Source organism: Ruegeria sp. BB5 (assembly GCF_056539405.1).
Map to the genome: position 1 here is coordinate 225,017 of NZ_JBQFUX010000001.1, position 24,651 is coordinate 249,667.

The 24,651-nt window shown below is 58.0% G+C and carries 22 protein-coding genes; 16 read left to right on the forward strand and 6 right to left on the reverse strand.

Annotated features, from left to right (window positions below; all coding sequences use genetic code 11):
• Positions 1-16 precede the first annotated feature (16 nt).
• Positions 17-1,789, reverse strand: a complete 1,773-nt coding sequence (locus tag ACR0DL_RS01130) for an SLC13 family permease (RefSeq protein ID WP_170347967.1) — start codon at positions 1,787-1,789, stop codon at positions 17-19.
• A gap of 110 nt (positions 1,790-1,899) precedes the next feature.
• Here ACR0DL_RS01130 and ACR0DL_RS01135 point away from each other — a divergent pair, with 110 nt between their 5' ends.
• Both ACR0DL_RS01135 and ACR0DL_RS01140 read left to right on the forward strand, forming a co-directional pair.
• On the forward strand, positions 1,900-2,640 hold the full coding sequence (locus ACR0DL_RS01135; RefSeq protein WP_170347968.1) for a YebC/PmpR family DNA-binding transcriptional regulator: 741 nt from the start codon (positions 1,900-1,902) through the stop codon (positions 2,638-2,640).
• Between the two features lie 135 nt (positions 2,641-2,775).
• A complete protein-coding gene (locus tag ACR0DL_RS01140; protein WP_480687203.1) occupies positions 2,776-4,065 on the forward strand; it encodes a permease in 1,290 nt (429 codons plus the stop codon).
• On the opposite strand, the gene ACR0DL_RS01145 is transcribed toward ACR0DL_RS01140, so the two are convergent.
• Entirely contained in the window at positions 4,060-4,950 is an 891-nt protein-coding gene (locus tag ACR0DL_RS01145) for a LysR family transcriptional regulator ArgP (RefSeq protein ID WP_170409070.1), read from the reverse strand. The genes ACR0DL_RS01140 and ACR0DL_RS01145 overlap by 6 nt on opposite strands.
• 88 nt (positions 4,951-5,038) lie before the next feature.
• On the opposite strand from ACR0DL_RS01145, the gene ACR0DL_RS01150 reads away from it, so the two are divergent.
• From ACR0DL_RS01150 to ACR0DL_RS01175, 6 genes are all read left to right on the forward strand, one after another.
• Positions 5,039-5,638 carry a LysE/ArgO family amino acid transporter gene (locus ACR0DL_RS01150; RefSeq protein ID WP_170347971.1) on the forward strand — a complete coding sequence of 200 codons (600 nt, stop codon included), beginning with the start codon at positions 5,039-5,041 and terminating at the stop codon, positions 5,636-5,638.
• 40 nt (positions 5,639-5,678) lie between these two features.
• The gene (locus ACR0DL_RS01155; RefSeq protein ID WP_480687205.1) at positions 5,679-6,587 is read left to right on the forward strand and encodes a DMT family transporter; all 909 of its coding nucleotides are present in this window, start codon (positions 5,679-5,681) and stop codon (positions 6,585-6,587) included.
• Between the two features lie 89 nt (positions 6,588-6,676).
• The gene (gene betI, locus ACR0DL_RS01160; protein WP_170347973.1) at positions 6,677-7,249 is read left to right on the forward strand and encodes a choline-binding transcriptional repressor BetI; all 573 of its coding nucleotides are present in this window, start codon (positions 6,677-6,679) and stop codon (positions 7,247-7,249) included.
• Entirely contained in the window at positions 7,246-8,754 is a 1,509-nt protein-coding gene (gene betC, locus ACR0DL_RS01165; protein WP_480687207.1) for a choline-sulfatase, read from the forward strand. The genes betI and betC overlap by 4 nt, the downstream gene beginning before the upstream one ends.
• Positions 8,755-8,826: 72 nt before the next feature.
• The gene (gene betA / locus ACR0DL_RS01170; protein WP_170347975.1) at positions 8,827-10,485 is read left to right on the forward strand and encodes a choline dehydrogenase; all 1,659 of its coding nucleotides are present in this window, start codon (positions 8,827-8,829) and stop codon (positions 10,483-10,485) included.
• Between the two features lie 79 nt (positions 10,486-10,564).
• Positions 10,565-10,804, forward strand: a complete 240-nt coding sequence (locus ACR0DL_RS01175; protein WP_170347976.1) for an HP1242/YdcH family protein — start codon at positions 10,565-10,567, stop codon at positions 10,802-10,804.
• 74 nt (positions 10,805-10,878) lie between these two features.
• Here the strand turns inward: ACR0DL_RS01175 and ACR0DL_RS01180 are convergent, their stop codons facing one another.
• Together ACR0DL_RS01180 and ACR0DL_RS01185 are read right to left on the reverse strand one after the other, a co-directional pair.
• Positions 10,879-12,279, reverse strand: a complete 1,401-nt coding sequence (locus ACR0DL_RS01180) for a helix-turn-helix domain-containing protein (protein WP_170347977.1) — start codon at positions 12,277-12,279, stop codon at positions 10,879-10,881.
• Between the two features lie 65 nt (positions 12,280-12,344).
• The gene (locus ACR0DL_RS01185; protein ID WP_170516496.1) at positions 12,345-13,550 is read right to left on the reverse strand and encodes a multidrug effflux MFS transporter; all 1,206 of its coding nucleotides are present in this window, start codon (positions 13,548-13,550) and stop codon (positions 12,345-12,347) included.
• Positions 13,551-13,733: 183 nt separating this feature from the next.
• Between ACR0DL_RS01185 and ACR0DL_RS01190 the strand changes: the two genes are divergently transcribed.
• The 3 genes from ACR0DL_RS01190 (at position 13,734) to ACR0DL_RS01200 (ending at position 16,336) form a co-directional block, all read left to right on the forward strand.
• Positions 13,734-15,266: an acyl-CoA carboxylase subunit beta gene (locus ACR0DL_RS01190; RefSeq protein ID WP_366551476.1), complete on the forward strand. Its 1,533-nt coding sequence runs from the start codon at positions 13,734-13,736 to the stop codon at positions 15,264-15,266.
• Positions 15,267-15,366: 100 nt separating this feature from the next.
• Entirely contained in the window at positions 15,367-15,849 is a 483-nt protein-coding gene (locus ACR0DL_RS01195; protein WP_480687210.1) for a DUF6497 family protein, read from the forward strand.
• 133 nt (positions 15,850-15,982) lie between these two features.
• Positions 15,983-16,336, forward strand: coding sequence for an alpha-amylase family protein (locus tag ACR0DL_RS01200; RefSeq protein ID WP_170347980.1), 354 nt, complete (start codon positions 15,983-15,985; stop codon positions 16,334-16,336).
• Positions 16,337-16,423: 87 nt separating this feature from the next.
• Here ACR0DL_RS01200 and ACR0DL_RS01205 read toward each other — a convergent pair whose 3' ends face one another.
• Positions 16,424-17,587 (reverse strand): DcaP family trimeric outer membrane transporter, encoded by a 1,164-nt coding sequence (locus ACR0DL_RS01205; protein ID WP_170577349.1) that lies wholly within the window; start codon positions 17,585-17,587, stop codon positions 16,424-16,426.
• Between the two features lie 650 nt (positions 17,588-18,237).
• Here ACR0DL_RS01205 and ACR0DL_RS01210 point away from each other — a divergent pair.
• Together ACR0DL_RS01210 and ACR0DL_RS01215 are read left to right on the forward strand one after the other, a co-directional pair.
• Positions 18,238-18,441, forward strand: a complete 204-nt coding sequence (locus ACR0DL_RS01210) for a hypothetical protein (RefSeq protein ID WP_170347982.1) — start codon at positions 18,238-18,240, stop codon at positions 18,439-18,441.
• A gap of 114 nt (positions 18,442-18,555) precedes the next feature.
• The gene (locus tag ACR0DL_RS01215; protein WP_480687212.1) at positions 18,556-20,601 is read left to right on the forward strand and encodes an acetyl-CoA carboxylase biotin carboxylase subunit; all 2,046 of its coding nucleotides are present in this window, start codon (positions 18,556-18,558) and stop codon (positions 20,599-20,601) included.
• A gap of 76 nt (positions 20,602-20,677) precedes the next feature.
• Here the strand turns inward: ACR0DL_RS01215 and ACR0DL_RS01220 are convergent, their stop codons facing one another.
• Entirely contained in the window at positions 20,678-21,124 is a 447-nt protein-coding gene (locus ACR0DL_RS01220; protein ID WP_480687214.1) for a DUF4174 domain-containing protein, read from the reverse strand.
• A 168-nt stretch (positions 21,125-21,292) separates the two neighbouring features.
• Between ACR0DL_RS01220 and scpA the strand changes: the two genes are divergently transcribed.
• The 3 genes from scpA (at position 21,293) to ACR0DL_RS01235 (ending at position 24,651) form a co-directional block, all read left to right on the forward strand.
• The gene (scpA, locus tag ACR0DL_RS01225; protein ID WP_170360355.1) at positions 21,293-23,419 is read left to right on the forward strand and encodes a methylmalonyl-CoA mutase; all 2,127 of its coding nucleotides are present in this window, start codon (positions 21,293-21,295) and stop codon (positions 23,417-23,419) included.
• Between the two features lie 108 nt (positions 23,420-23,527).
• On the forward strand, positions 23,528-24,130 hold the full coding sequence (locus tag ACR0DL_RS01230; RefSeq protein ID WP_480687216.1) for a VOC family protein: 603 nt from the start codon (positions 23,528-23,530) through the stop codon (positions 24,128-24,130).
• Positions 24,127-24,651 (forward strand): N-acetyltransferase family protein, encoded by a 525-nt coding sequence (locus ACR0DL_RS01235; protein WP_480687218.1) that lies wholly within the window; start codon positions 24,127-24,129, stop codon positions 24,649-24,651. Before ACR0DL_RS01230 ends, ACR0DL_RS01235 begins: the two co-directional genes overlap by 4 nt.

Here is a 24,651-nt window from a genome sequence, read left to right on the forward strand (position 1 = left end):
GCAGTGCCCTTACCCGTCAAAGCGGCCAGAAGACAAGGATGGCAGGAACGGAAACTGCAACGATGAGGATTTCCAGCGGCAGCCCCATGCGCCAGTAGTCACCGAACCGATATCCGCCAGGCCCCAGCACCAGCGTGTTGTTCTTGTGCCCGATCGGGGTAAGGAACGCGGCCGAGGCTGCCACAGCAACCGTCATCAGAAACGGATCGGGAGAGACTTCAAGCGTGCGCGCCATTTGGATGCCAACGGGGGCGGCGACGATGGCCGTGGCGGTGTTGTTCAGCACATCCGACAGGGTCATTGTAACAACCATCAATACTGTCAGGATCGCCCATGCGGGCAGGCCATCCGTCAGTTGCACTAGCGCATTGGCGATCAATTCGGTGCCGCCTGATGTCTCCAGAGCACTGCCCAGCGGGATCATCGATCCCAGCAGCACAACGACCGGCCATTCGATATGGTTATAGAGATCGGCAATCGGCAAGATTTTGGTCAGCACATAGGCGACTACGACAAACCCCAGAGCAATCGGTAGGTAGATCAGCCCGACACTTGCGGCCAATACCGCAGCGACAAACAGCCCGATGGCCAGCCAGGCCTTGTCATTGGCGGTGACGTTCAGGCCACGCGTGGCCAGCGGCAGGCAGCCCAGCCATTCGGTCACGTCGGCACTGCGGTCACGAGGGCAGAGCAGCAGCAGAATATCGCCTGCCTCGACTTCGGTCTTGCGGACCTGTTCAGTGATACGGCGACCCTGGCGCGAGATGCCCATCAGCACAGTGCTTTGCCGCCAGGCAAGCCCTAACCCTTGCGCGGTGCGTCCGGTAATGCGGGCGCTTTCGGTGGCAACAACCTCGATCACTTCCAGCCCGTCGCCCTCGGCCGTCAGCAACTCCTGCCGCCGCGTATCCGAAAAATCGAGGTTCAGCGCCGCACGGAATTCATCCAGTGCCTCGGGCCGCGCCTCAAGCACCAGCGCGTCACCCGGTTTCAAGGTAGCATGGGCCGATCGTCCATAGCGCCGCTTGCCATCGCGGATCAAACCGATGATGGCGACGTCGGATTTCTCGGCGGCCTCATACAATTCGCTGACCCGCTTGCCGATATGCGCTGATTCCGGAGGGATGGTCAGTTCGGCGATGTATTCCGCCAGCGCCTCGGACGTTTCCTCTTGCGGGCCGCGGTTCGGGATCAGGCGCCATCCGATCAAAGACACAAAGGCCAGCCCGGCAATGGCCGCTAACCCGCCGACAGGGGCGAAATCGAACATCCGGAACGGCTCGCCCAATGTTTCGGCACGGATCGAGGCGATTATGATATTTGGCGGCGTCCCGATCAGGGTGGCCATACCGCCCAGAATGGTGGCAAAGCTCAGCGGCATCAGGGTCAGGCCTACCGACCGCCCCGCCTTGCGCGCGGTTTGAATGTCGACCGGCATCAACAAGGCCAGTGCGGCCACGTTGTTCATGAAAGCCGACAGAACAGCTCCGATCCCGCCCATCAGTGCGATATGCGCGCCAAGCCCGCGCGAGGCATCAACCAGCGTGCGCGTGATCAGAAACACCGCCCCCGACCGAACCAGCCCTGCTGAGACAACCAGAACTAACGCCACAATAATGGTTGCCGGATGTCCAAACCCGGCAAAGGCGTTGTCCACCGGCACGACGCCAAGAACGACCCCGATTAACAGCGCAGAAAACGCCACAAGATCATAGCGAAACCGCCCCCACAAAAGCATTCCGAATACAGTGGCAAAAAGGGTGAAAAGAATAATCTGATCTGTCGTCATCCCGCCAACATACCCGCAAGGAGGCGTCTCGCAAGCCGCTCTCTTGATCCCATGCCCTGCAAACGTCTATATGAGCGCCGAATACGCAATCACTATCACGAGGACGCACCATGGCAGGCCACTCCAAATGGGCCAACATCCAGCACCGCAAGGGACGTCAGGACGCCGCGCGGTCCAAGCTGTTTTCCAAACTGTCGAAAGAAATCACCGTCGCCGCCAAGATGGGCGACCCCGATCCCGAAAAGAACCCACGCCTGCGTTTGGCAGTTAAAGAGGCCAAGTCGAACTCAGTCCCCAAGGACGTGATCGACCGGGCGATCAAAAAGTCGGTTGCGGGTGAAGGCGATGATTACGAAGAAATCCGGTATGAGGGTTACGGCCCGAACGGTGTGGCTGTGATCGTCGAGACGATGACTGACAACCGCAATCGCACCGCCTCGACCGTGCGTTCAACCTTTTCCAAGAATGGCGGCAATCTGGGTGAAACCGGCTCGGTCGGGTTCATGTTCGACCGCAAGGGCGAGGTGGTGTATCCGGCCACTGCAGGCGATGCGGACACCGTTTTTGAGGCCGCCATCGATGCCGGCGCCGAAGACGTCGAAAGCTCGGAAGACGGTCACATCATCTGGTGTGCTGACACCGACCTGAATGATGTGTCGAACGCACTGGAGGGCGCGCTGGGCGAATCCGAATCTACCAAGCTGATCTGGAAACCCACCACCACAACCGAGCTGGGGCTGGAAGACATGCAAAAGCTGATGAAGCTGGTCGATGCGCTGGAAGATGACGATGACGTACAGCGCGTGACCACGAACTTCGAGGCCACAGACGAGGTCATGGCGCAGCTTTAAGCGTTGTGAATTTCTGTTGGAAAACCCGGCCTCTGGTCGGGTTTTTTGCATTGCGGGTTCTTGGCCGGTTGGACAGAACCCGATAGGCTTGACCAGAATATCTGTGCCCAAACGGCACATAATCTGATTGAGCGAATGACGGACAGCCCAGCCAGCCAACCCAAACGCAACATTCCTGTTCTGACCGGTCAGAGCATCCTGTCTCAGGTCGCGTGGACGCTTGGCAGCCCTTCTATCGTGCTGCCGTTTCTGGCCGTTTCTTTTGAATTGCCCATGTTCATCGCAGGCGCATTGGTGTCCATTCGGATGGTCGGCAGCATGATTTCGGATATCTTTCTGGCACAGCCGATTTCGGCGCGACAGCAGAAGAAACGCGGGATTGCCCTGACCGAGGTTTGTATAGGCGCCTGCCTTGTCATGGCTGTTTTGGTGGCCGCGACAGGGTTTGTTCCTGCAATTGCACTGGCCTTTGTCGCGGCGTTCTTCGTGATCGGCCTGATCGAAGAAATTCAATCGTTGATGTTAACGGATCTGATAGGGGATCAAGTGCAATCCAAATCGCGGATGATCATGCACTATCTTCAATTAGGTATAGGCGGGTTGGGAGCCATCGGATTGGCGCTGCTGGTGCATGAGATCACAAAGGAAAACCCACCGTTTTCCCGCCATTCCACCGTGATTGCGGTTTCGGTGGCCTTTTTCGTTCTGTCTGGCCTGTCCATTCTTGCGATCTCGGAAATCGCACGAGGGGATGAGGTCAAGGAGACACCGCAAAGGGTGCGGAAACGGAAATTTTCAGAGAACTTTACCGATATTGCCGCCATGTTCGACCAGGCTTGGTTCCGTCGGTATCTGGTCATGCGGCTGCCCTTGGTCGTGGTCTCCCTGTCGGTGCCATTTTTTGCCCTGATCGCGGCCGAGGCACATCATGCCTCAGCCAAGGGACTGACGGCCATGATCATCTCATCCGCGTCGGGATATTTGGTCTCGGCACCGCTGTGGCAGCTGGTGAACATGAAATCCCACCGCGCCGTCATGGTGGCCGGAAACCTGATGGTTGCCGCGACAGGTGCCACGTTGGTCACTGTCCACTTTCTGGGTATTGATCACGCAGTCCATCTGCATGCTATCGCGCTGTTCGTTGTGACCGTGGCCGTAACTGGCATAAGCGGTGCGCGGCAGTTGTATTATTTGGACGTGGCCCCAAAGGATCAACGTGTCAAAGGCGCGGCGGCGATCAAAAGTATTTGCCGGATCACGGCGGTGATCCTGTCGGCGGCCTTGGCCGGGGTCGCCCATATGCATGAGGTTGCGTGGGCCATTGTGTTCATCACTATGGTCAGTCTGTTTGCTGCCCTCACCTGTTACCGCGTGGTCCTTCCCAACGCGGAACAGGCCAAGGGCGCGCAACCAGGACAGTCATGATTGCGACGGAAGAAGCTCCTTTGCCGCGGTTTGTCTGACCGCACGGGTCAGCGGAATCAGCGCAGAGGACAGAACGCGCCCCACCTGCCAAGTCAGACCCACGTCAAGAGGGGCCTCAGGCAGCAGCGGACGTAGTCGTCCATCATTTAGTGCGCTCTTCGCCAGCCCGACAGGGTTCATGCCCCAACCCAACCCAGCTATGGCCGCATCCACAAACCCTTGCGGAGACGGCAGAAAATGCGAGGGTGGGGAAATCCGGCACCCCATCTGTTCGATGATCCACGTTCGTTGAAGGTTGTCCTTGCGGTTGAAGGTCAAGCAAGGGGCAAGGGCCAGCGAGCGTTCGTTTACACCCTCGGCAAACCATTGTTGCATATAGGCCGGGCTGGCGGTCGCGATGTAGCGCAGCGCGCCCAAGGCATAGGAGTCGCACCCCGAAACCGGCTGACCGCCTACCGTGATTGCAGCGCTGACCTCGCCGCGCCGCAACCACTCGGCCGAGTGATCCTGATCATCCACCACCAGATCAAACAACAACCCATCCACCTGTGCCATGGCATCAATGAACCACGTGGCCAGAACGTCGGCAGGCACTGCCACGCGGACACGGGCCGGGCCGGTGCCTTGATCCAATGTCAGTTCGCGGGCCAGCTTCGCTTCGAGCAAACCGATATCCTCAGCATGCTGGGCAATACGCAGCCCAGCCGGTGTTCCGGTGCAAGGCGGTCCGCGATTGATCAATGCTGCCCCCACGCGATCTTCCAGTGCCTTGATCCGTTGGGATATGGCTGAAGGCGTCACAGTAAGTTCCGTCGCAGCTGCCTCAAAACTGCCGTGCCGCAAAATCGACGACAAAGCGGACAAGTGGTTGGGGTCGAGTATCATTAGCCAAGCTTAATTAGGATCAACATCTTTAATTTGATAGGATGCAAAAATGCACATAGTCAATGCCCCTGAACGCACAGGAGGCATCATGTCCGCATCCCTTTTCGCCGGTTTTTTACTGGGCTTCAGTCTCATCCTAGCCATCGGAGCACAAAACGCCTTTGTGTTGCGTCAGGGATTGCGGCGCGAACACGTTTTTCCCCTGTGTCTGACCTGCGCAGTGTCGGATGCCATCCTGATTGCCGCAGGTGTCGCGGGGTTTGGTGCGCTGGCCGAAGCGGCACCTTGGTTTGAGACAGTCATGCGATACGGAGGGGCGATCTTTCTGACGTGGTACGGGCTGCGCAGCCTGCAATCTGCGTGGCAGGGCGGGGCGGCGATGGACGTGACCAAAGGCCAACGCGCCAGCCTTCGGTCGGTGCTGCTGACGGTGCTGGCTTTTACCTGGCTCAACCCGCATGTCTATCTGGATACGGTAGTGTTGATCGGATCGATCTCGGCCCAGTATGATGACCGTCTGGCCTTTGCGAGCGGTGCGATGCTGTCCAGCTTCGTGTTCTTCTTTTCCCTCGGTTATGGGGCCAGGGTGCTGTCCCCGGTCTTTGTAAGACCGCGTGCCTGGCAGATTCTGGATGTGGTCATCGGTATTGTCATGCTGGGGATCGCACTGAAACTTGTTGCCATGTGAAGGGTTGTACCTGCGCAGCTTTCAGTGTTCAGGTTTCGGCATGAAAAAGTCTGCCACCTCATACCGGCCCCTTGCGGGCATGTTCTGGATGTTTGCCGCCGGGCTGTCCTTTGTGGTGATGACGGCCTTGGTCAAATCGCTGGGCACAACAATGAGTCCGATCCAGGCGGCATTCATACGCTATGCTCTGGGGTTGGTATTTCTGTTGCCGGCCCTGCGTTTGATCCTGTCGACCCATCTCACAAAGCGTCATCTGACCCTGTTCGGGCTGCGTGGGATCATTCACGCCTTTGCTGTGATGCTGTGGTTCTATGCAATGACCCAGATCCCCTTGGCCGAGGTCACGGCGATGAACTATATGACGCCGGTATATGTCACGTTGGGTGCGGCGCTGTTCTTGGGTGAGCCGCTGGCCTTTCGCCGGATTGCGGCGATAATGGTGGCGTTGGTCGGTGTGGTGATCATCCTGCGCCCGGGGTTCAGAGAGGTTTCGACCGGTCACCTGGCCATGTTAGGAACTGCTCTGCTGCTTGGAGGGTCCTACCTGCTGGCCAAACTGCTGGTGCGCGATATTCCACCATCGGTGGTCGTGGCGCATTTGTCGATTTGGGTGACACTGGCGTTGATCCCCTTTGCCATCGCCGTTTGGCAGCCGCCCAGCTTGCGTGACATCTGGGTTTTGTTTCTGGTCGCCTGCTTTGCCACCGCGGGGCACTATTTCATGACGCTGGCCTTGCAGGCGGCTCCGGTGGCGGTCACGCAGCCGGTGACCTTCCTGCAATTGATCTGGGCCACGCTGCTGGGTGCGTTGGTTTTTCACGAAAGTGTTGACATCTGGGTTGTTGCTGGGGGTACGTTGATCCTGTCTGCCGTCAGCTTCATCGCCTGGCGCGAAGCGGTTCTGAACCGCAGCAACCTAACCACGCCCAGTATAGCTTCAAAACTCTAGCAGGTTTCAGCGTGCGGAAATGGTTATTGATTGACGAGTCAATAAAAACACCGTAGCGTTTTCCTACCAGTCATAGGGAGGGGACAGCTATGCCGAAACTCGGAATGGAGCCGATCCGTCGTGACGCAATCGTCCGGGCGACGATTGCCGAGCTTGGGTCGAAGAAGTCCCTAGATGTGACCGTCAGCCAAATCGCCAAGCGGGCCGGCATGTCCAGCGCCCTTGCGCATCACTATTTCGGTGGCAAAGACCAGATTTTTCTGGCGGCGATGCAACGCATCCTGTCCGATTTCGGTGCCGAGGCGCGCAGCGAGCTTAAGGCAGCCGCACCGCAGGAGCGGGCGCAGGCCATCATCCGGGCCTGTTTTGCGCCCTCGTGCTTTACGCCCGATGTCATTGCCGCATGGATGACGTTTTACGTTCTGGCCCAAACCAACGATGACGCGCTGCGCCTGTGGCAGATCTATCAGGCGCGTATCCGTTCCAATCTGATTGATGCCTTGCGCCCGTTGATGAGCGACCCGGTCGAAGCGGCCGAGAATATGATTGCTCTGATTGACGGGCTGTATATCCGCGCCGCGCTGAGCGCGCCGAAAAAGCCGCAACTGGCGGTTAATCACGCATTGCGTGTCCTCAACACTCTGCTCGAGGCTGAAAAATGACAAAACCGAACATTCTGATCCTGATGGTGGATCAGCTCAACGGGACACTCTTTCCAGATGGTCCCGCAGACTGGCTGCATGCACCCAATCTGAAGAAATTGGCGGAAAGGTCGACACGGTTCGCCAATGCATATACGGCCTCGCCGCTATGCGCGCCGGGGCGGGCCAGCTTTATGTCCGGCCAGTTGCCGTCGCGGACCGGCGTCTACGACAACGCCGCTGAGTTCCGCAGCGACATCCCCACCTATGCGCACCATCTGCGCCGTGCGGGGTATTACACTTGCCTGTCCGGCAAGATGCATTTCGTCGGCCCCGATCAGTTGCACGGGTTCGAGGATCGCCTGACCACCGATATCTATCCGGCCGATTTCGGCTGGACGCCCGACTACCGCAAACCGGGTGAACGGATTGATTGGTGGTATCACAACATGGGCTCGGTGACGGGCGCAGGCGTGGCCGAGATTTCCAACCAGATGGAATACGACGACGAGGTCGCCTATAACGCCAAAACCAAGCTGTATGATCTGGCACGCGGTAAGGATGATCGACCCTGGTGCGTAACCGTCAGCTTTACCCATCCGCATGATCCCTATGTGGCGCGCCGCAAGTATTGGGACCTGTACGAGGATTGCGAACATCTGCTGCCCGAGGTCGCAGACCTTGGCTATGACAACCAAGACCCGCACTCCAAGCGGATTTTTGACGCCAATGACTGGCGCAGCTTCGACATCACCGAAGAAGATATCCGCAAATCCCGCCGCGCATATTTTGCCAATATTTCGTATCTGGACGACAAGATAGGCGAGATTCTTGAAGTGCTGGAAAGTACACGGCAAGAGGCGATCATCCTCTTTGTCTCGGATCACGGCGATATGCTGGGTGAGCGTGGATTGTGGTTCAAGATGACCTTCTTCGAGGGCTCGTCCCGTGTTCCGCTGATGATTTCGGCCCCTGACTTGCCTGCCGGTCGGATCGGCACGCCAGTTTCGACAATCGACGTGACACCGACATTGGGTGCGTTGGCAGGTGTCGACATGGCCGAGATCGAACCTTGGACCGATGGGGAAGACCTCGTGCCGCTGGCAAAGGGAGTTGAGCGCACCGCGCCCGTAGCAATGGAATATGCGGCCGAGGCATCTTATGCCCCGCTGGTTTCGCTGCGCTATGGCAAGTGGAAATACAACCGCTGCGCGCTGGACCCGGATCAGTTGTTCGATCTTGAGACCGACCCGCACGAACAGGCCAACCTGGCCGAAGACCCGTCGCATGCCGGAACGCTGGAAACGCTGCGCGCCAAGTCCGAGGCCCGTTGGGATCTGGATCAGTTCGACGCGGATGTCCGCGCCAGCCAGGCCCGCCGCTGGGTGGTGTACGAGGCGCTGCGGCAGGGTGGGTATTACCCGTGGGATTACCAGCCGCTGCAGAAGGCATCGGAACGCTACATGCGCAATCACATGGATCTGAATGTCGTCGAGGAAAACGCTCGTTTTCCGCGTGGCGAATAGACTTATCAACCTAATCGAAGATTCCTCGCCGAAAATTCGCAACTTGGTTCGGCGGGGCATGGAGACCAAATAATGGAAGCAGATTTCGTCATCGTTGGCGCAGGATCCGCAGGATGCGCGATGGCTTATCGCCTCAGCGAGGCTGGGGCCTCGGTTCTGGTGATCGAACATGGTGGCACCGATGCCGGTCCGTTCATCCAGATGCCCGCGGCGCTGAGCTATCCGATGAATATGTCGCGCTATGACTGGGGCTATCATTCTGAACCCGAGCCGCACCTGAATAACCGCCGTCTGGCCTGTCCGCGTGGCAAGGTGATCGGTGGGTCATCCTCGATCAACGGCATGGTTTATGTGCGAGGTCATGCGCGTGACTTTGATACCTGGGCCGAGATGGGGGCTGATGGCTGGTCCTATTCGGATGTGCTGCCCTACTACAAGCGTATGGAGACCTGGCATGATGGTGGCCATGGTGGTGATCCTGAATGGCGCGGCACTGATGGGCCGCTGCATGTTTCGCGCGGTCCCCGTGAAAATCCGCTGTTTCAGGCCTTTGTCGATGCTGGTCAGCAAGCTGGCTATGAAGTTACTGGAGATTATAACGGCGAAAAACAGGAAGGCTTTGGCCCGATGGAGCAGACCGTCTGGAAAGGGCGGCGCTGGTCGGCTGCGAATGCTTACCTGAAGCCTTCGCTCAATCGTGAAAACTGCGATATCGTGCGCGGGCTGGCCGCGCGCGTGGTGATAGAGAACGGCCGTGCGACGGGTGTTGAGCTGGTGCGTGGTGGTAAAAAGGAAATTATCCGTGCGCGGCGCGAGGTGGTGTTGGCCGCATCCTCGATCAACTCGCCCAAGCTGCTGATGTTGTCGGGCATTGGTCCGGCGGCACATCTGGCCGAACATGGGATCGAAGTTGTCGCTGATCGCCCCGGTGTGGGGGCGAATTTGCAGGACCATCTGGAGCTTTATATCCAACAGGCTTCGCTGCAGCCGATCACGCTGTATAAGCACTGGAACCTGATCAGCAAGGGCTTGATCGGGGCGCAGTGGCTGTTTACCAAAACCGGCCTTGGCGCGTCGAACCAGTTCGAAAGCGCGGCCTTCATCCGGTCGAACCCCGGTGTCGAATACCCGGACATCCAGTATCACTTCCTGCCGATTGCTGTCCGGTATGACGGGCAGGCGGCGGCCGAGGGGCATGGCTTTCAGGCGCATGTAGGGCCGATGCGTTCGCCTTCGCGCGGGGCTGTCACGCTGCGTTCGAACAAGCCCGAGGACGCGCCGGTGATCCGGTTCAACTACATGAGCCACGAAACGGATTGGGAGGACTTCCGCAAATGTATCCGCCTGACCCGCGAGATTTTCGGGCAAGATGCGTTCAAACCCTATGCGGGCAAGGAAATCCAGCCGGGTGCCGACGTGCAGACAGACGAAGAGCTGAATGGCTTCATCGCCGAACATGCCGAAAGCGCCTATCACCCCTGCGGCACCTGTCGCATGGGTCGGGCCGATGACAAGAATGCGGTGGTCGATCCTGAGGGTCGTGTAATTGGTGTGGACGGCCTGCGCGTCGCCGACAGCTCGATCTTTCCGCAGATCACCAACGGCAACCTCAACGCGCCGTCGATCATGGTGGGTGAGAAAATGTCGGATCATCTGTTGGGTAAAGAAGCCCTGCCGAAAGCCAATGACCGTCCGTGGATTCATCCGGCATGGGCAACAGCGCAGCGGTGATTTGATCCGCGTCAAAGCAGGGTGTGGAAAAGACGTATAGACCTGAATCGCAACGACATATTTTGAGGAGCGAACAGGAATGTCCCACACCCCGCATGAACTGGCCGAAGAGTTTCCGGACAAGGTCGAGCTGATGAGCCAGCTCAAGCAATCGGATGCACATTTTGCCCGGCTGGCGGATGAGTATCACGAGATCAACCGCATCGTGCATCGGGCCGAGACCAACATCGAACCAGTCGAAGATCTGACCGAGGGTGAAATGCGCAAGAAGCGCGCGGCGCTCAAGGATGAGATCTGGGCGATCTTGTCGAAAGCCTAAACCTTAAGGCGGGGGCGATGCCCCCGTCGCCGCAGGCCGCGACTCCCCCGAAGTATTTTCAGGCCAGGTGAAGATCAGGTGACCTTATATGGCAGGGTTCCACGGGTGTGGGCGTCGATCGACAGGCGGCGTTCCAGCGGCGGGACCGAGCGTTGGTGGCAGGTTTGCCGTTCGCAGATACGGCACGAGATGCCGATGGGCTCATAGGCGCTGGCGTTATTGATGTCGAGATTATCGGCATAGACCAGCGCTTCGGCGTGGCGGATTTCGCAACCAAGCGCGATGGCATAGCGACGCACCGGCGCGCCATAGGAACCGCCCGATTTCGAAACATCCCGAGCCAGAGAGATATAGCGCACGCCGTCGGGTGTTTCCGCCAGTTGCCGCAGGAAATGGCCGGGCGTTTCAAAAGCACGGTGGACGTTCCACAGGGGGCAGGCACCGCCGAAACGTGCAAATTGCAGGCGAGTGGCCGAATGGCGTTTGGTAATCGTACCAGCCTGATCAACGCGGACAAAGAAGAACGGGATGCCTTTGGCACCGGGGCGTTGCAGTGTGGAAAGCCGGTGTGCCACTTGTTCGATTGACGCGCCGAACCGGTTGCTGAGCAGTTCCAGATCGTGGCGATAATCCTGCGCTGCGGTCAGAAAGGCGTCGTAAGGCATCAAGGACGCCCCGGCGAAATAGTTGGCCAAACCGATCTTGGCGATGGCGCGGGCTTCCTCGCTTTGGAACTTTGCGAAGTCCAGGGTGGCTTCGAGCAGTTTGTCCTGGCTGATAAGCGCCAACTGCAGCAGCAGTTGAAACACTTGTGTTTGCGGAGCGATACGGGACGAGAGTTGCAGTGTCTTGCTGTCAGCGTCGTATTTCCGTGTTTCGGGGATATCGACAAATTGCACCCGAATGTCGCGCTCATTAAGACTGTTGATCGCTTCCGCCCTTATGCCATCGGCCTTACCAGCGCGGGTCGAAAAATGTTCGGCCGCGCGGTCGACCGCGTCGATGTAGTTGTCGCAATAATGGAAAAAGTCACGCACCTCTTCCCAGGGGCTGGCCTGAATCTGCGCGTCCTCGCGACCCAAAGCTTCGTCCAGCGAAGCGAGCCGTTCATGGGTTTGGCGATAGGTGCGGTGCAGTGCGATGAACGCGCGCGCCAGCGCAGGGGCGTTCGAGGCCGTCAGGCGCAGATCGGCCAGTGGTGGTATGGCGTCATCGAAAACCGGGTCGGCCAAAGCCTCGCGCATGTCCGAGACCAGACGCTCGCTGTCGCCGGTGCTCAGCTCGGTCACATCCATACCGAATTCCTGTGCCAGAGCCAGAACAACTGTGGTCGAGATCGGCCGGTTATTATTCTCCATTTGGTTTAAGTAGGGCAAAGAGACGCCCAATTTGGTGGCGAATTCCTTTTGTGTCAGGGTCAGGCGCGTGCGCATTTCGCGCAGTTTCGCACCGGCATATAGCTTTTGAGTGGCCATGGCGTTTCTTTGCAACTTTTCGGTTGTGGCAAGCTAACTTTGCAAACCATGCGGTGCAAGCTGTGTTACAAGCCCAGTTGCCTCTCGCGTCGGATGACGGACGCAATCGCGCAGATCGCCAGCGCCGATGTTGCCAGCATCAGCCAAAGCAGGGGCATGGCGCCGGTTTCATGGGTCAGCAACGTCCCGGCCAGTGCGCTGAGGCCCGCACCACCGCCCAGCATGATCGCGCCGCTGAGGCCCGAGGCGGTGGCGGCCAGATGCGGACGAACCGACAGGGCGCCCGAGGTGGCGTTGGGGATCGTCATGCCGTTGCCAAGGCCCACAAAGGTCATGAGGCCAAAGAAGCTGAGCGCGGTGCCAAAACCTGCCAGAAACAGGATGGCCGACAAGGCAACACCCATCGCGTTCAGCCAACATCCCCAGTATACCATTCGGTTCACGCCAAATCTGACCGAGTATCGACCGCTGAGAAAATTGCCGACAAAATACCCGACAGCAGGAGCGCCGAAATAGATGCCGACCTGCGCGGCACTGAGGCCGAACAATTCCGTACCGATGAAGGGCGCGCCGCCCAGATAGGCAAAAAACGCACCCGAAGACAGGGCAGAGGACAAGGAATAGCCCCAGAACCGAGGTGAGCGCAGCAGCTCTGGATATTCCCGGAATTGCTGTACCAGCGTTTTACCGCTTTTGGCGGAGGTTTCCCCAAAGTCGACAAAGGTCAAGGCCAGCGTCAAAGCGCCCAGGCCGAAAGGCAGCCAGAAATTGGCTTTCCACCCAAAGCTTTCCTCAAGCAGGCCGCCGATGGCAGGGCCGATCATTGGCACGATGGCCATGCCCATCGTCACGTAGCCGATCATCGAGGCCGCCTGATCCTGATCATACAGGTCCCGGACGGCTGCGCGGCTCAGCACCATGCCGACCACTACAACGGCCTGGCACATTCGAAAGGCTAGAAAAACCTCGGCCGTGGGCGCATAGATGCAGCCCAGTGTGGCGATCAGAAACAGCGCCAACCCCCACAGCAAAACCGGGCGACGCCCCGCTTTATCCGCAATCGGGCCGATCAGTATCTGAAGCACCGCATTGACGAGCAAGTACAGCGCGATGGACAGTTGCATGACCTTATAGTCGGTCTGAAAATGCAGCGCCATATTTGGGAGGCTGGGCAAGAACAGGTTCAGGCTGAGGGCGGACAGCCCCGACAGCAAAACCAGCGTAAAAATGGTGGGTGGCGACCGACGCGCCATAGGGGAACTAAACTGCATGGTTCACATGTATAGTGACCGTTTCAGGGAATGCTATCCAAGACCGTGTTTCAGTATGAAACTTAGCAATTTTACAGTTTTCCGTAACTTTGTTTCCAGTAGTTTGCAAATTTGCCGAAATATGCTTTGGCTGCGGCGCCTGTGCGTATAGTGTCCGCCCAAATTTCACAGGGAATTAGCGCCATGAAAGACATCCTGACTGAGCTTGAAGACCGCCGCAACGACGCCCGTCTTGGGGGTGGGCAAAAGCGTATCGACGCGCAGCACGGCCGCGGTAAGTTGACAGCACGCGAGCGGATCGAACTGTTGTTGGATGAGGGCAGTTTCGAAGAGTTCGACATGTTCGTCAACCATCGTTGCACTGACTTTGGGATGGAAAATCAAAAGCCTGCTGGTGATGGTGTGGTCACCGGCTGGGGCACAGTCAATGGCCGCATGGTCTATGTGTTTAGTCAGGACTTCACCGTGTTTGGTGGTTCGCTGTCGGAAACCCATGCGCAGAAGATTTGCAAGATCATGGATATGGCGATCCAAAACGGCGCGCCTGTAATTGGAATCAACGACTCGGGGGGTGCGCGAATCCAAGAAGGCGTGGCTTCGCTGGCCGGTTATGCCGAAGTGTTTCAGCGCAACATCATGGCTTCGGGCGTCGTTCCTCAGATCAGCGTGATCATGGGGCCATGTGCGGGCGGTGCGGTTTACAGCCCGGCGATGACCGACTTTATCTTTATGGTCAAAGACACGTCGTACATGTTTGTGACCGGCCCCGATGTGGTGAAAACCGTGACAAACGAAGTTGTCACGGCAGAGGAACTGGGTGGTGCGTCGACCCACACCAAGAAGTCCTCGGTCGCTGATGGCGCGTTTGAAAACGACGTCGAAGCACTGGCCGAGGTGCGCCGTCTGGTCGATTTCCTGCCGCTGAACAACCAAGAGAAACCCCCCGTTCGTCCGTTCTTTGACAGCCCCGAACGGGTTGAAAGCTCGCTGGATACTCTGATCCCAGACAATCCCAACACGCCCTACGACATGAAAGAGCTGATCACCAAGGTGGCGGATGAGGGCGACTTCTACGAAATTCAGGAAGATTACGCCAAGAACATCATCACTGGTTTCATCCGGTTGGAAGGACAGACTGTGGGTGTCGTGGCGAACCAGCCGATGGTTCTGGCCGGATGTCTGGATATCGACAGCTCGCGCAAGGCAGCACGGTTCGTGCGGTTCTGCGACTGTTTCGAAATCCCGATCCTGACGCTGGTGGACGTGCCCGGATTTCTGCCGGGGACGTCGCAGGAATATGGCGGGGTGATCAAGCACGGCGCCAAACTGCTGTTTGCCTATGGTGAGGCGACGGTTCCAAAGGTCACCGTGATTACTCGCAAAGCCTATGGTGGCGCCTATGACGTTATGGCCTCCAAGCACCTGCGCGGCGATTTCAACTATGCTTGGCCCACAGCTGAAATCGCGGTGATGGGTGCCAAGGGCGCGACTGAGATCATCCACCGTGCCGATCTGGGCGATGCCGAGAAGATCGCGCAGCACACGCAGGACTACGAAGATCGCTTTGCCAACCCCTTTGTTGCGGCTGAGCGCGGTTTCATCGACGAGGTGATCATGCCGCAATCCACCCGCCGTCGAGTGTCGCGCGCGTTTGCAAGCTTGCGCAACAAGCAGCTGAAAAACCCGTGGAAAAAGCACGACAACATTCCGCTGTAACGGACTGCGCTGAATGACCTGCCCTTTGCAGAATGCTCCTTGGGCGGGTCGTGGCAAGGGTAACTGTCGGTACGTTTGACTTTGAGGCCAAAGCTGTTAGATGAGACGTCTTACCAGATACAAACACGCGCGGGCCGAAAGCCATGCGCGCGCGATCCCGGAGAGAGGAGCCCACTTGTGGGTCTGGGATCGCGCTTTTGTAATGGCGTTTCTGGCATGGACTTCCCCTGCAATCGCTCAATCCGAAAACCTGTTGCCTGTCCCCTCTGGTCAGCCGGTGCATCTGAGTGATGTGCTGCTGGACAACAACCCGGGCGAGCTGTGGGTCAGGTTCCGTTTTATCGCGCCCAAGATCGGATCGGACGTTGGACGGATCGGGTATGATGTGGCCTCGGTGGACATGGAGCATCTGTGCCAAACCCTTGCGGTCGCCTATGTCGCGAAATACGAGCTTGATCCGGCGCGGGTCGTGATATCGCTTTCTGATCGACCCCTTGAATTCGGGCGATCTTCACCTGATGCAACTCAGTACTTTGAAGCCTACCGGCTGGAGCAATCCCAATGTATCTGGGAGGGGCTCTGACCATGAAACCCCGTTTTCACCACGTCCGAGCGTTCCTGATCACCATAGCGGCTTTGGAGGTGCGCGAAATGATCCCGTCTGCACTCGGGTACAAGTTTGTTTCCCGGAATATATCGAACAACGAGGTGCTGGCATGCTGAAGCACCGCGGATTCCCCGGACGTCTGGCCGGAACTGATTTTCAGTTCACCATTCGCCGCGCCAATCCCAAGGGCGTAACCCCGATCGCCCGGCGCGAGCGGTTCCGTGACCGCAAACCCGCCGATCGCCGTGCGGATGCGGCGTTTATGGAAGCGCTGTGGCAGAATTTCGGAGACCAGCCGTTCGAGCGCGGCAACCTGGACGCCGGTCGCCTAAGTTGGTTGTTCGAGCGTGAGGTGATCGCGGCCGAAGATCCGTTCGATCCGGCCAGCTATGATGCGCTGCTGGTGATTGATGTGGACGCGGCGCGCATGTCGTTCCCCGATATCTTCGACGGGATACGCTGATCCGTGCAACCCGCTGTCGCGCATATCCATTCGGGGGAAACTTCGGAAAAAACCCTGCCCAGGATCGGGCAGGGTGGATTTGTGTGCCTAGAAATTCAGCTGGGCCGCGAATTGAACACGGTCCGAGTCAAATGTCCGGCCTGTAGACGCGTCGTTGCGCTCGCCAAAGAAATATTCGGCGCTGAACGTCAGATCGTCGGTTGCCTTGTAAAAGGCATTGACGTGGATTGTCTCAAGCTCGGTAAAAGCCAGAGTTCCGGTCGAGGTGGGCAGGTCGTAATCTTCTTCGCCATAGGCAATGCCGACATTCCACTTTTCGCTAATTTGCTGCCGGAGTTCGACGGTAAAGCCGTCAACGTCGTTGGCCTCGCCACCGACGATGGCGTCCCCGAAGCCGATCAGATATGGGCCAAGCGCTTCGCCGTCGACGTAGTTGACCTGAAACAGACCACCTTCCCAGGGACGGATACCAGCCGACAGAGTAAAGCCGGTTTGATCAACTTCGACATCACCGGATTGTGCCCTGCCGTACAAGGCCGAGGCTCGGGCGATGTATTTCCCGTCATTATATTCCGCCGACGCCGTCAGAACCGGATCATCGGAATTCGAAGCGCCGACATTTTCTTCAACCGAAAGGGCAAAGGTTGCGTTGCCGCCAATCTTATTCGTAAAGCGCACCTGAGGGACACGCGCGAAGGGGATACCAACGGGGCCGTTGAATTCCACAGAGGTCGGGTAGGTATCCAGCGGCTGGAAGTTGGTCCAGTACTGACCGATCAACCAGTGGTCACCGATTGTGATGTTGGCGTGTCTCAGACGCAATTCGGCCGGACCGTCCGTACCGCCGGAGAAAAGATCCAGTTCCAGTTGACCACCGATATCGCCCAACGCACTTGGCGTCGTCGTGCGCAATCCGACCCGAGATTGGCGAACCGTGGCGCCAAAGGTTCCATCCGTGGCAAATTGGGGCTCACCAATCCGCGACGTATCGGCCAAGTCGCCAAGTTCAAAATCCGTATCGTAGAAAAAGTCGGCCTTGACGTAGCCATAGAGATCCAAGGTGGTGTTTCCGATCCTCAGGTCTCCGTCTCCGCCCCCAGAGCCGGTATTTGCGGTCTCCAGCGCCTCGACGCGGGCGCGCAGCGCATCCAGTTCAGCCTGGGTTCCGGCATCTTGAGCGAGCGCGAGCGTGCCCGTGACGCTAAGCGCAGAGGCAGCAAGCAAGAGTGCCTTTTTTCTATTTGTAATCATGCAGTTGATTCCTTGTGTGCGAGTGTGCCCACGCAAAGTTTCACGCAAACGTCAGTGGGGGAAATCACGAGAACGGCAAAGAAAGCGCCGTTTTCCTCAAGCAAAATTGTGCAAAGAGTCGATATTTTTCACAGCAAAGTGAACAGATCTGTCAACCATACGTTCGCAAAGACTTTTTCAAATGGGATCAGCGAACTGAGACGTGATGTTGCACATGCAGAAAACTGCCTCGGAAGCGCGAATTGTAACGGAAGTGTGACTGATTCAGAGGATGGCGTTTTCCAGTCGGGACGACCCGGTGTCGGCACGATTTTGCGCGGGAATTCGCCTTATGGGCGAATTCTGGCCGGAAATTTGGGTGGAAACAATACTTTGTTTGCGGCCTCATTTGTGCCGTGCAATGTGATCGGGCCGTGCGGCTCTACTTTGCCTGCGCCGCACAAGCACCTACTATTCCGTACCCCTTCCTTCCGCGGGCAGGTTTGTGAAACCCACAAAATCCTGCCCGCGTTTTTCTTTGCGCACAATGCAGGCTTAATGCGGCATAAATCTGCGCAAAACATCCATTTCCAGCGCTTGTTATTGAATAACAGCGCTTGGTTCCGGCATCTGCGCCCCAATGCATCAAGAAAGCTAAAGGGGCAGAACACATGCGAATCTCAAAATTCTTCCTGGCCGTTGCGACCTGCGCGGGCCTTGCTGCCTGCGGCGACTCATTCGGTGAACAGGCGTTGCTTGGCGGCGGCGCAGGGGCACTGGGTTCGGCGGTCATCGGAGCGGATCCGTTTGTCGGCGCAGCAGTCGGGGCTGCGGGCAACGTGCTGTACTGCAAAACACAGAAGAACTGTTACTAACCAAGAATTCGGGGCGCCCGCCGCTCCGGTTGCCATTGCGCATCACGCCGTCGCAGGGTTTACGCCCTGCGGCGGCGTTTTGCGTTTCCAGAACATCAAGACAAAGGACGTTCCATGTTCAACAAGATCCTGATCGCCAACCGGGGTGAGATCGCCTGCCGGGTCATCAAGACTGCACGCAAGATGGGTATCGGCACAGTTGCCATATACTCGGACGCGGACAGACAAGCGTTGCATGTATCGATGGCGGATGAGGCCGTACACATTGGCCCGCCGCCCGCGAACCAGTCCTATATTGTGATCGACAAGGTGATGGATGCAATCCGCCAAAGCGGTGCGCAGGCGGTGCATCCGGGTTACGGTTTTCTGTCTGAAAACGCCAAATTCGCCGAGGCATTGGATGCCGAAGGCGTGGCTTTTGTGGGTCCCCCGGTTGGTGCGATTGAAAGCATGGGTGACAAGATCACCTCGAAGAAAATCGCGCAGGATGCGGGTGTTTCGACTGTTCCCGGTTATATGGGCCTGATCGAAGACGCCGATGAGGCGGTGAAGATTTCGAACGAAATCGGTTATCCGGTCATGATCAAGGCCAGCGCCGGTGGCGGCGGCAAAGGCATGCGGATCGCGTGGAACGACGAAGAAGCGCGCGAAGGGTTCCAGTCCTCCAAGAACGAGGCCGCGAATTCGTTTGGCGATGACCGGATTTTCATCGAGAAATTCGTGACCCAGCCGCGCCATATCGAAATTCAGGTGCTGTGCGACAGCCACGGTAACGGGATTTATCTGGGCGAGCGTGAATGTTCGATCCAGCGCCGGAACCAGAAAGTGGTGGAAGAAGCCCCGTCGCCCTTCCTTGACCCCGAAACCCGCAAGGCGATGGGCGAACAAGCTGTCGCTCTGGCCAAGGCTGTGAACTACGCCAGCGCGGGTACGGTGGAATTCATCGTGGATGGCGACAAGAACTTCTACTTCCTTGAAATGAACACACGCCTGCAGGTGGAACACCCAGTGACCGAGTTGATCACCGGTGTCGATCTGGTTGAACAGATGATCCGCGTTGCTGCGGGTGAGCCGTTATCCATCACGCAGGACGACGTGACCCTGACCGGCTGGGCCATCGAAAACCGTCTGTATGCTGAAGACCCGTATCGCAACTTCCTGCCGTCGATTGGCCGTCTGACCCGCTATCGCCCGCCACAGGAAACCGCAGCTGGCCCGATGTTGGACAACGGCAAGTGGCAGGGTGACGCGCCCAATGGTGAGGCCGCCGTGCGCAATGATACCGGCGTCTATGAGGGCGGCGAGATCAGCATGTATTACGACCCCATGATCGCCAAGCTGTGTACCTGGGCCCCGACCCGTGAAGCCGCGATTGAGGCGATGCGTGTCGCGCTGGATAGTTTCGAGGTCGAAGGCATCGGTCACAACCTGCCGTTCCTGTCCGCAGTGATGGATCACCCGAAATTCGTCAGCGGCGATATGACAACGGCCTTCATCGCCGAAGAATATCCCGACGGGTTTGAAGGTGTAACCTTGCCCGAGGCCGACTTGCGTCGCATCGCGGCCTCATGCGCGGCGATGCATCGTGTTGCTGAGATTCGCCGCACCCGTGTTTCGGGCCGCATGGATAATCACGAGCGTAAGGTCGGAACCGATTGGACCGTCACCCTGCAAGGTCAGGATTTCGAACTTGCCATCGAGGCGGATCATGACGGGTCAACGGTTACGTTCACTGACGGTCCGGTGATGCGTGTTGCATCAGATTGGACACCGGGCGATCAGCTTGCGTTGCTAGATGTAGACGGCGCTCCGCTTGTTCTGAAGGTCGGCAAAATCTCTGGCGGCTTCCGTATTCGCAATCGAGGTGCTGACCTGAAAGTTCATGTCCGTACACCGCGTCAGGCAGAACTGGCCAAGCTGATGCCCGAGAAGTTGCCACCTGATACCTCGAAAATGTTGCTGTGCCCGATGCCCGGCCTGATCGTGAAGATCGACGTCGAAATAGGTCAGGAGGTTCAGGAAGGTCAGGCGCTTTGTACGGTCGAGGCGATGAAGATGGAAAACATCCTGCGCGCCGAGAAGAAAGGCGTGGTGGCCAAGATCAACGCAGGCCCCGGCGACAGTCTGGCCGTGGACGACGTGATCATCGAGTTCGAGTGATCATGTCCGCGCGATCGTCATATATCCAAACAGTCCCGGCGTTTTTCGCCGGGTGCTTTGGGCGTGGCGAATGCGTTCAGCCGCCCTGGCGCCGCTCGCGAATCTCGCGTTCGCGCAGGGGGGTTTTGTCGATGGACCGGCCGATTTCACGCACGCTCCATGGGGACGGTTTGCGCAGTTTGACCACGCCGTCCTTGTCGACGAATACCATTTGGAACCCGCGAGGCCGCAACTGCGACCGGATTGGAGACCGCGCCGAAGGATCGGTGTCGGTCAGCACGACCACATCACGGTCGCGCATCGCTGCCTCGCCTTCGATCAGCATATCGATCTGTTGCTGGAACCGCGGGTCGGCTGGCGTGTCGGCAAAGACAACAATGGGCCGGTTGACCCAGAGAAATTCACTGAGATCGCTGTCACCAGTAGGGCGAACAAATTCGTCTTCCACCGGTGCGGACCCGTCGGCAGCCAAGGCGGCCAGCGGGAATAGTGCCGAGAAAACAAGGGCAAGCGTTCGTATCATGGGGCCTCCTGTTGAATTGAATATAGCCCCTGCGTCGGTGAATGCGACCGGCGAATTGCATCAAAGGTTCAAAATTTTGCGTAAAGCGCTGTCTGAACCAACCCGTCCGAACACCACAACGCGCAGGCCAGGCCCCAGCGCGACCCGAATTGAAAAAAGGATATCGCTATGACCGATACGAAAGACTGGCGCGCGCTAGCCGAAAAAGAGCTGCGCGGGCGTCCGTTGGAGGATCTGACGAAAGAGACGTTGGAAGGCATCGACGTCAAACCGCTCTATACGCAGGAGGACACTGCCAATCTTCCGCATATGGGATCGTTGCCCGGTTTCGGTCCGTTTACGCGCGGAGTGAAGGCGACGATGTATGCGGGGCGGCCGTGGACAATTCGCCAGTATGCCGGGTTCTCGACGGCCGAGGAATCGAACGCTTTTTACCGCCGCAATCTGGCTGCGGGCCAACAGGGCGTCTCGGTTGCTTTCGATCTGGCGACGCACCGGGGCTATGACAGTGACCACCCGCGCGTGGTTGGCGATGTCGGCAAGGCTGGTGTGGCCATCGACAGCGTTGAAGATATGAAAATCCTGTTCGATGGCATCCCGTTGGACAAGGTCTCGGTATCGATGACGATGAACGGTGCGGTGATCCCCATCCTTGCCAGTTTTATCGTGGCGGGCGAAGAGCAGGGGCACGACAAATCCGTCCTGTCGGGCACCATTCAGAACGACATTCTGAAAGAGTTCATGGTGCGCAACACATATATTTATCCGCCCGATCCTTCGATGAAGATCATCTCGGATATTATTGAATTCACGTCGAATGAAATGCCCAAATTCAATTCGATCTCGATCTCCGGCTATCACATGCAGGAAGCCGGAGCGAACTTGGTGCAGGAGCTGGCCTATACTTTGGCGGACGGGCGTGAATACGTACGCGCCGCAACGCAGGCCGGGATGGACGTGGACAAATTCGCAGGACGCCTGTCATTTTTCTTTGCCATAGGCATGAACTTCTTCATGGAGATTGCCAAACTGCGTGCCGCACGCACCTTGTGGCACCGGGTTATGACCGAGTTCGGAGCAAAATCCGAGCGGTCGAAGATGCTGCGCACCCACTGCCAGACTTCTGGTGTGTCGCTTCAAGAGCAGGACCCTTACAACAACGTGATCCGCACCGCCTATGAGGCGATGAGTGCGGTTCTGGGCGGTACCCAATCGCTGCATACCAACGCGCTGGACGAGGCGATTGCGCTGCCCACCGATTTCTCGGCACGTATCGCGCGGAATACTCAGTTGGTACTGCAGGAAGAAACCGGCGTGACCGATGTGGTCGATCCGCTTGCCGGGTCGTACTACATCGAAAGCCTGACCAATGAACTGGTCGAAAAGGCCTGGGCGTTGATGGAAGAAGTCGAAGAGATGGGCGGCATGACAAAGGCCGTGGCCTCGGGCATGCCGAAACTGCGGATCGAAGAAAGCGCCGCCCGTCGTCAGGCGATGATCGACCGGGGTGACGAGGTTATCGTCGGGGTCAACAAATACCGCAAGGAACAGGAAGATCCGATCGACATCCTGGACGTCGACAATGTCGCCGTGCGTGAGGCTCAGGTGGCACGTCTGGAACGCATTCGCGCCACCCGCGACGAAGCTGCGTGCCAACAAGCGCTGGACGCACTGACCAAGACTGCCCGCGAGGGTGGCAACCTGCTGGCTGCTGCGGTCGAGGCCGCCCGCGCCCGCGCATCCGTAGGAGAGATCAGCATGGCAATGGAGAAAGAATTCGGCCGCCACCGCGCCGAGGTGAAGACTTTGGCCGGTGTTTACGGCGCGGCTTACGAAGGTGATGAGGGCTTTGCTGCGATCCAGAAATCCATTGAGGAGTTCGCCGAAGCCGAAGGCCGTCGCCCTCGTTTGCTGGTGGTCAAGATGGGGCAGGACGGGCATGACAGGGGTGCCAAAGTCATCGCCACAGCCTTTGCCGATATCGGGTTTGACGTGGACGTTGGCCCGTTGTTCCAAACACCTGCAGAAGCTGCGCAAGACGCAGTTGATAACGATGTGCATGTGGTTGGCATTTCCTCGCAAGCCGCGGGGCACAAGACACTGGCACCGCAACTGGTTGAGGAACTCAAGAAAGCCGGGGCAGAGGACATCATTGTGATCTGTGGCGGCGTGATCCCGCAGCAGGATTATCAGTTCCTTTATGACCATGGCGTGAAGGCGATCTTTGGTCCGGGAACCAATATCCCCGAGGCCGCGCAGGATATCCTGCGTCTGATCCGAGAAGCAAAAGGTTGAGGCCAGCCAAGATTTTTCGCTGAAAAATCTTGTGAATCACCGCCGTTGGCGAAAACATGCGACCAGATCCATCGGGATCTGGTCGGTTTTTTGTTGGAGGCAGCGCACGTGTTACTGGATCATTTGGCCGTTGCGGGCGAGACATTGGAAGAAGCCTCGGCCCATATCGAACAGGCATTGGGAGTGTCACTGCAGGCGGGCGGTAAACATGATGCTTTCGGCACGCACAACCGGTTACTGGGTTTGCGGGATGAGCTTTATCTCGAGGCCATCGCGATTGATCCGCAGGCACCAAAACTAGAGCGCACACGGTGGTTCGATCTGGATCGATTTTCTGGCCAGCCGCGCCTAACAAACTGGATATGCCGGGTCTCAGACATGCAGGCCGCACTGTCCATATTCCCAGATGGCGTAGGCCAACCAATTGACCTGACCCGAGGCGCGCTGAGGTGGCAAATGGCGGTCCCGCCCAACGGGCGGTTGCCCTTCGACAATCTGTTTCCTGCACTCATTCAATGGCACGGCGATCTGCGCCCGGCGCGGATGTTGCAAGACAGTGGATGCCGCCTGAGACGTTTGGTGGTCTTTCATCCTGACGCTTTGGATCTGGCGCGGTTGCTGGGTAATTTGGAAACCGTGGTGTTCGATACCGGCCCGGCCGCTTTGCGGGCCGAGTTCGAAACGCCGCATGGCCCCCGCGTGCTGGAATGAAAATACGACGCGCAAAGGTCGCGGACGCCGCCGCAATCGCGGAAATCACCAACACGATCATCCGCGATACGCTTGTGACCTTCACCACGGATGAGCGCAGCGTCGAAAGCATCGCCAAGGATATCGTTTCTCGTGGGGACGGCTATTGGGTTGCGGGAAAAGGCAAGCAAGTTGTGGGTTTTGCCACCTACGGCCCATACCGCTTTGGGCCAGGTTACGCGCAGTGCCGCGAGCTCACGATCCAATTGGACCCTGATGCGCGGGGGCAGGGGGTTGGGAGGGCATTGATGGCGGCGCTTGAGACCGCCGCCCGGGTGGAAGGTGTGCATGTGCTGGTGGCCGCGATCTCCTCGGCGAATCCTGGGGCGGTCGCATTCCACGCGGCGCTGGGGTTTAAGCAAGTGGGGCACATGCCAGAGGTTGGATTCAAATGGGGCAAACGGTTGGATCTTGTGCTGATGCAGAAAATTATTTCCTCTGACCCACCTGTCGTACCTGACAGTCGCGATTTCGGACGCTAG

Coding starts and splice junctions, on each gene's coding strand:
- ACR0DL_RS01200 (WP_170347980.1), top strand. CDS start 15,983: ATGCTGAAGCACCGCGGATTCCCCGGACGTCTGGCCGGAACTGATTTT.
- ACR0DL_RS01130 (WP_170347967.1), bottom strand. CDS start 1,789: ATGACGACAGATCAGATTATTCTTTTCACCCTTTTTGCCACTGTATTC.
- ACR0DL_RS01175 (WP_170347976.1), top strand. CDS start 10,565: ATGTCCCACACCCCGCATGAACTGGCCGAAGAGTTTCCGGACAAGGTC.
- ACR0DL_RS01210 (WP_170347982.1), top strand. CDS start 18,238: ATGCGAATCTCAAAATTCTTCCTGGCCGTTGCGACCTGCGCGGGCCTT.
- ACR0DL_RS01215 (WP_480687212.1), top strand. CDS start 18,556: ATGTTCAACAAGATCCTGATCGCCAACCGGGGTGAGATCGCCTGCCGG.
- ACR0DL_RS01220 (WP_480687214.1), bottom strand. CDS start 21,124: ATGATACGAACGCTTGCCCTTGTTTTCTCGGCACTATTCCCGCTGGCC.
- ACR0DL_RS01135 (WP_170347968.1), top strand. CDS start 1,900: ATGGCAGGCCACTCCAAATGGGCCAACATCCAGCACCGCAAGGGACGT.
- scpA (WP_170360355.1), top strand. CDS start 21,293: ATGACCGATACGAAAGACTGGCGCGCGCTAGCCGAAAAAGAGCTGCGC.
- ACR0DL_RS01205 (WP_170577349.1), bottom strand. CDS start 17,587: ATGATTACAAATAGAAAAAAGGCACTCTTGCTTGCTGCCTCTGCGCTT.
- ACR0DL_RS01180 (WP_170347977.1), bottom strand. CDS start 12,279: ATGGCCACTCAAAAGCTATATGCCGGTGCGAAACTGCGCGAAATGCGC.
- ACR0DL_RS01155 (WP_480687205.1), top strand. CDS start 5,679: ATGAAAAAGTCTGCCACCTCATACCGGCCCCTTGCGGGCATGTTCTGG.
- ACR0DL_RS01235 (WP_480687218.1), top strand. CDS start 24,127: ATGAAAATACGACGCGCAAAGGTCGCGGACGCCGCCGCAATCGCGGAA.
- ACR0DL_RS01145 (WP_170409070.1), bottom strand. CDS start 4,950: ATGATACTCGACCCCAACCACTTGTCCGCTTTGTCGTCGATTTTGCGG.
- ACR0DL_RS01140 (WP_480687203.1), top strand. CDS start 2,776: ATGACGGACAGCCCAGCCAGCCAACCCAAACGCAACATTCCTGTTCTG.
- ACR0DL_RS01190 (WP_366551476.1), top strand. CDS start 13,734: ATGAAAGACATCCTGACTGAGCTTGAAGACCGCCGCAACGACGCCCGT.
- betC (WP_480687207.1), top strand. CDS start 7,246: ATGACAAAACCGAACATTCTGATCCTGATGGTGGATCAGCTCAACGGG.
- ACR0DL_RS01150 (WP_170347971.1), top strand. CDS start 5,039: ATGTCCGCATCCCTTTTCGCCGGTTTTTTACTGGGCTTCAGTCTCATC.
- ACR0DL_RS01185 (WP_170516496.1), bottom strand. CDS start 13,550: ATGCAGTTTAGTTCCCCTATGGCGCGTCGGTCGCCACCCACCATTTTT.
- betA (WP_170347975.1), top strand. CDS start 8,827: ATGGAAGCAGATTTCGTCATCGTTGGCGCAGGATCCGCAGGATGCGCG.
- ACR0DL_RS01195 (WP_480687210.1), top strand. CDS start 15,367: ATGAGACGTCTTACCAGATACAAACACGCGCGGGCCGAAAGCCATGCG.
- betI (WP_170347973.1), top strand. CDS start 6,677: ATGCCGAAACTCGGAATGGAGCCGATCCGTCGTGACGCAATCGTCCGG.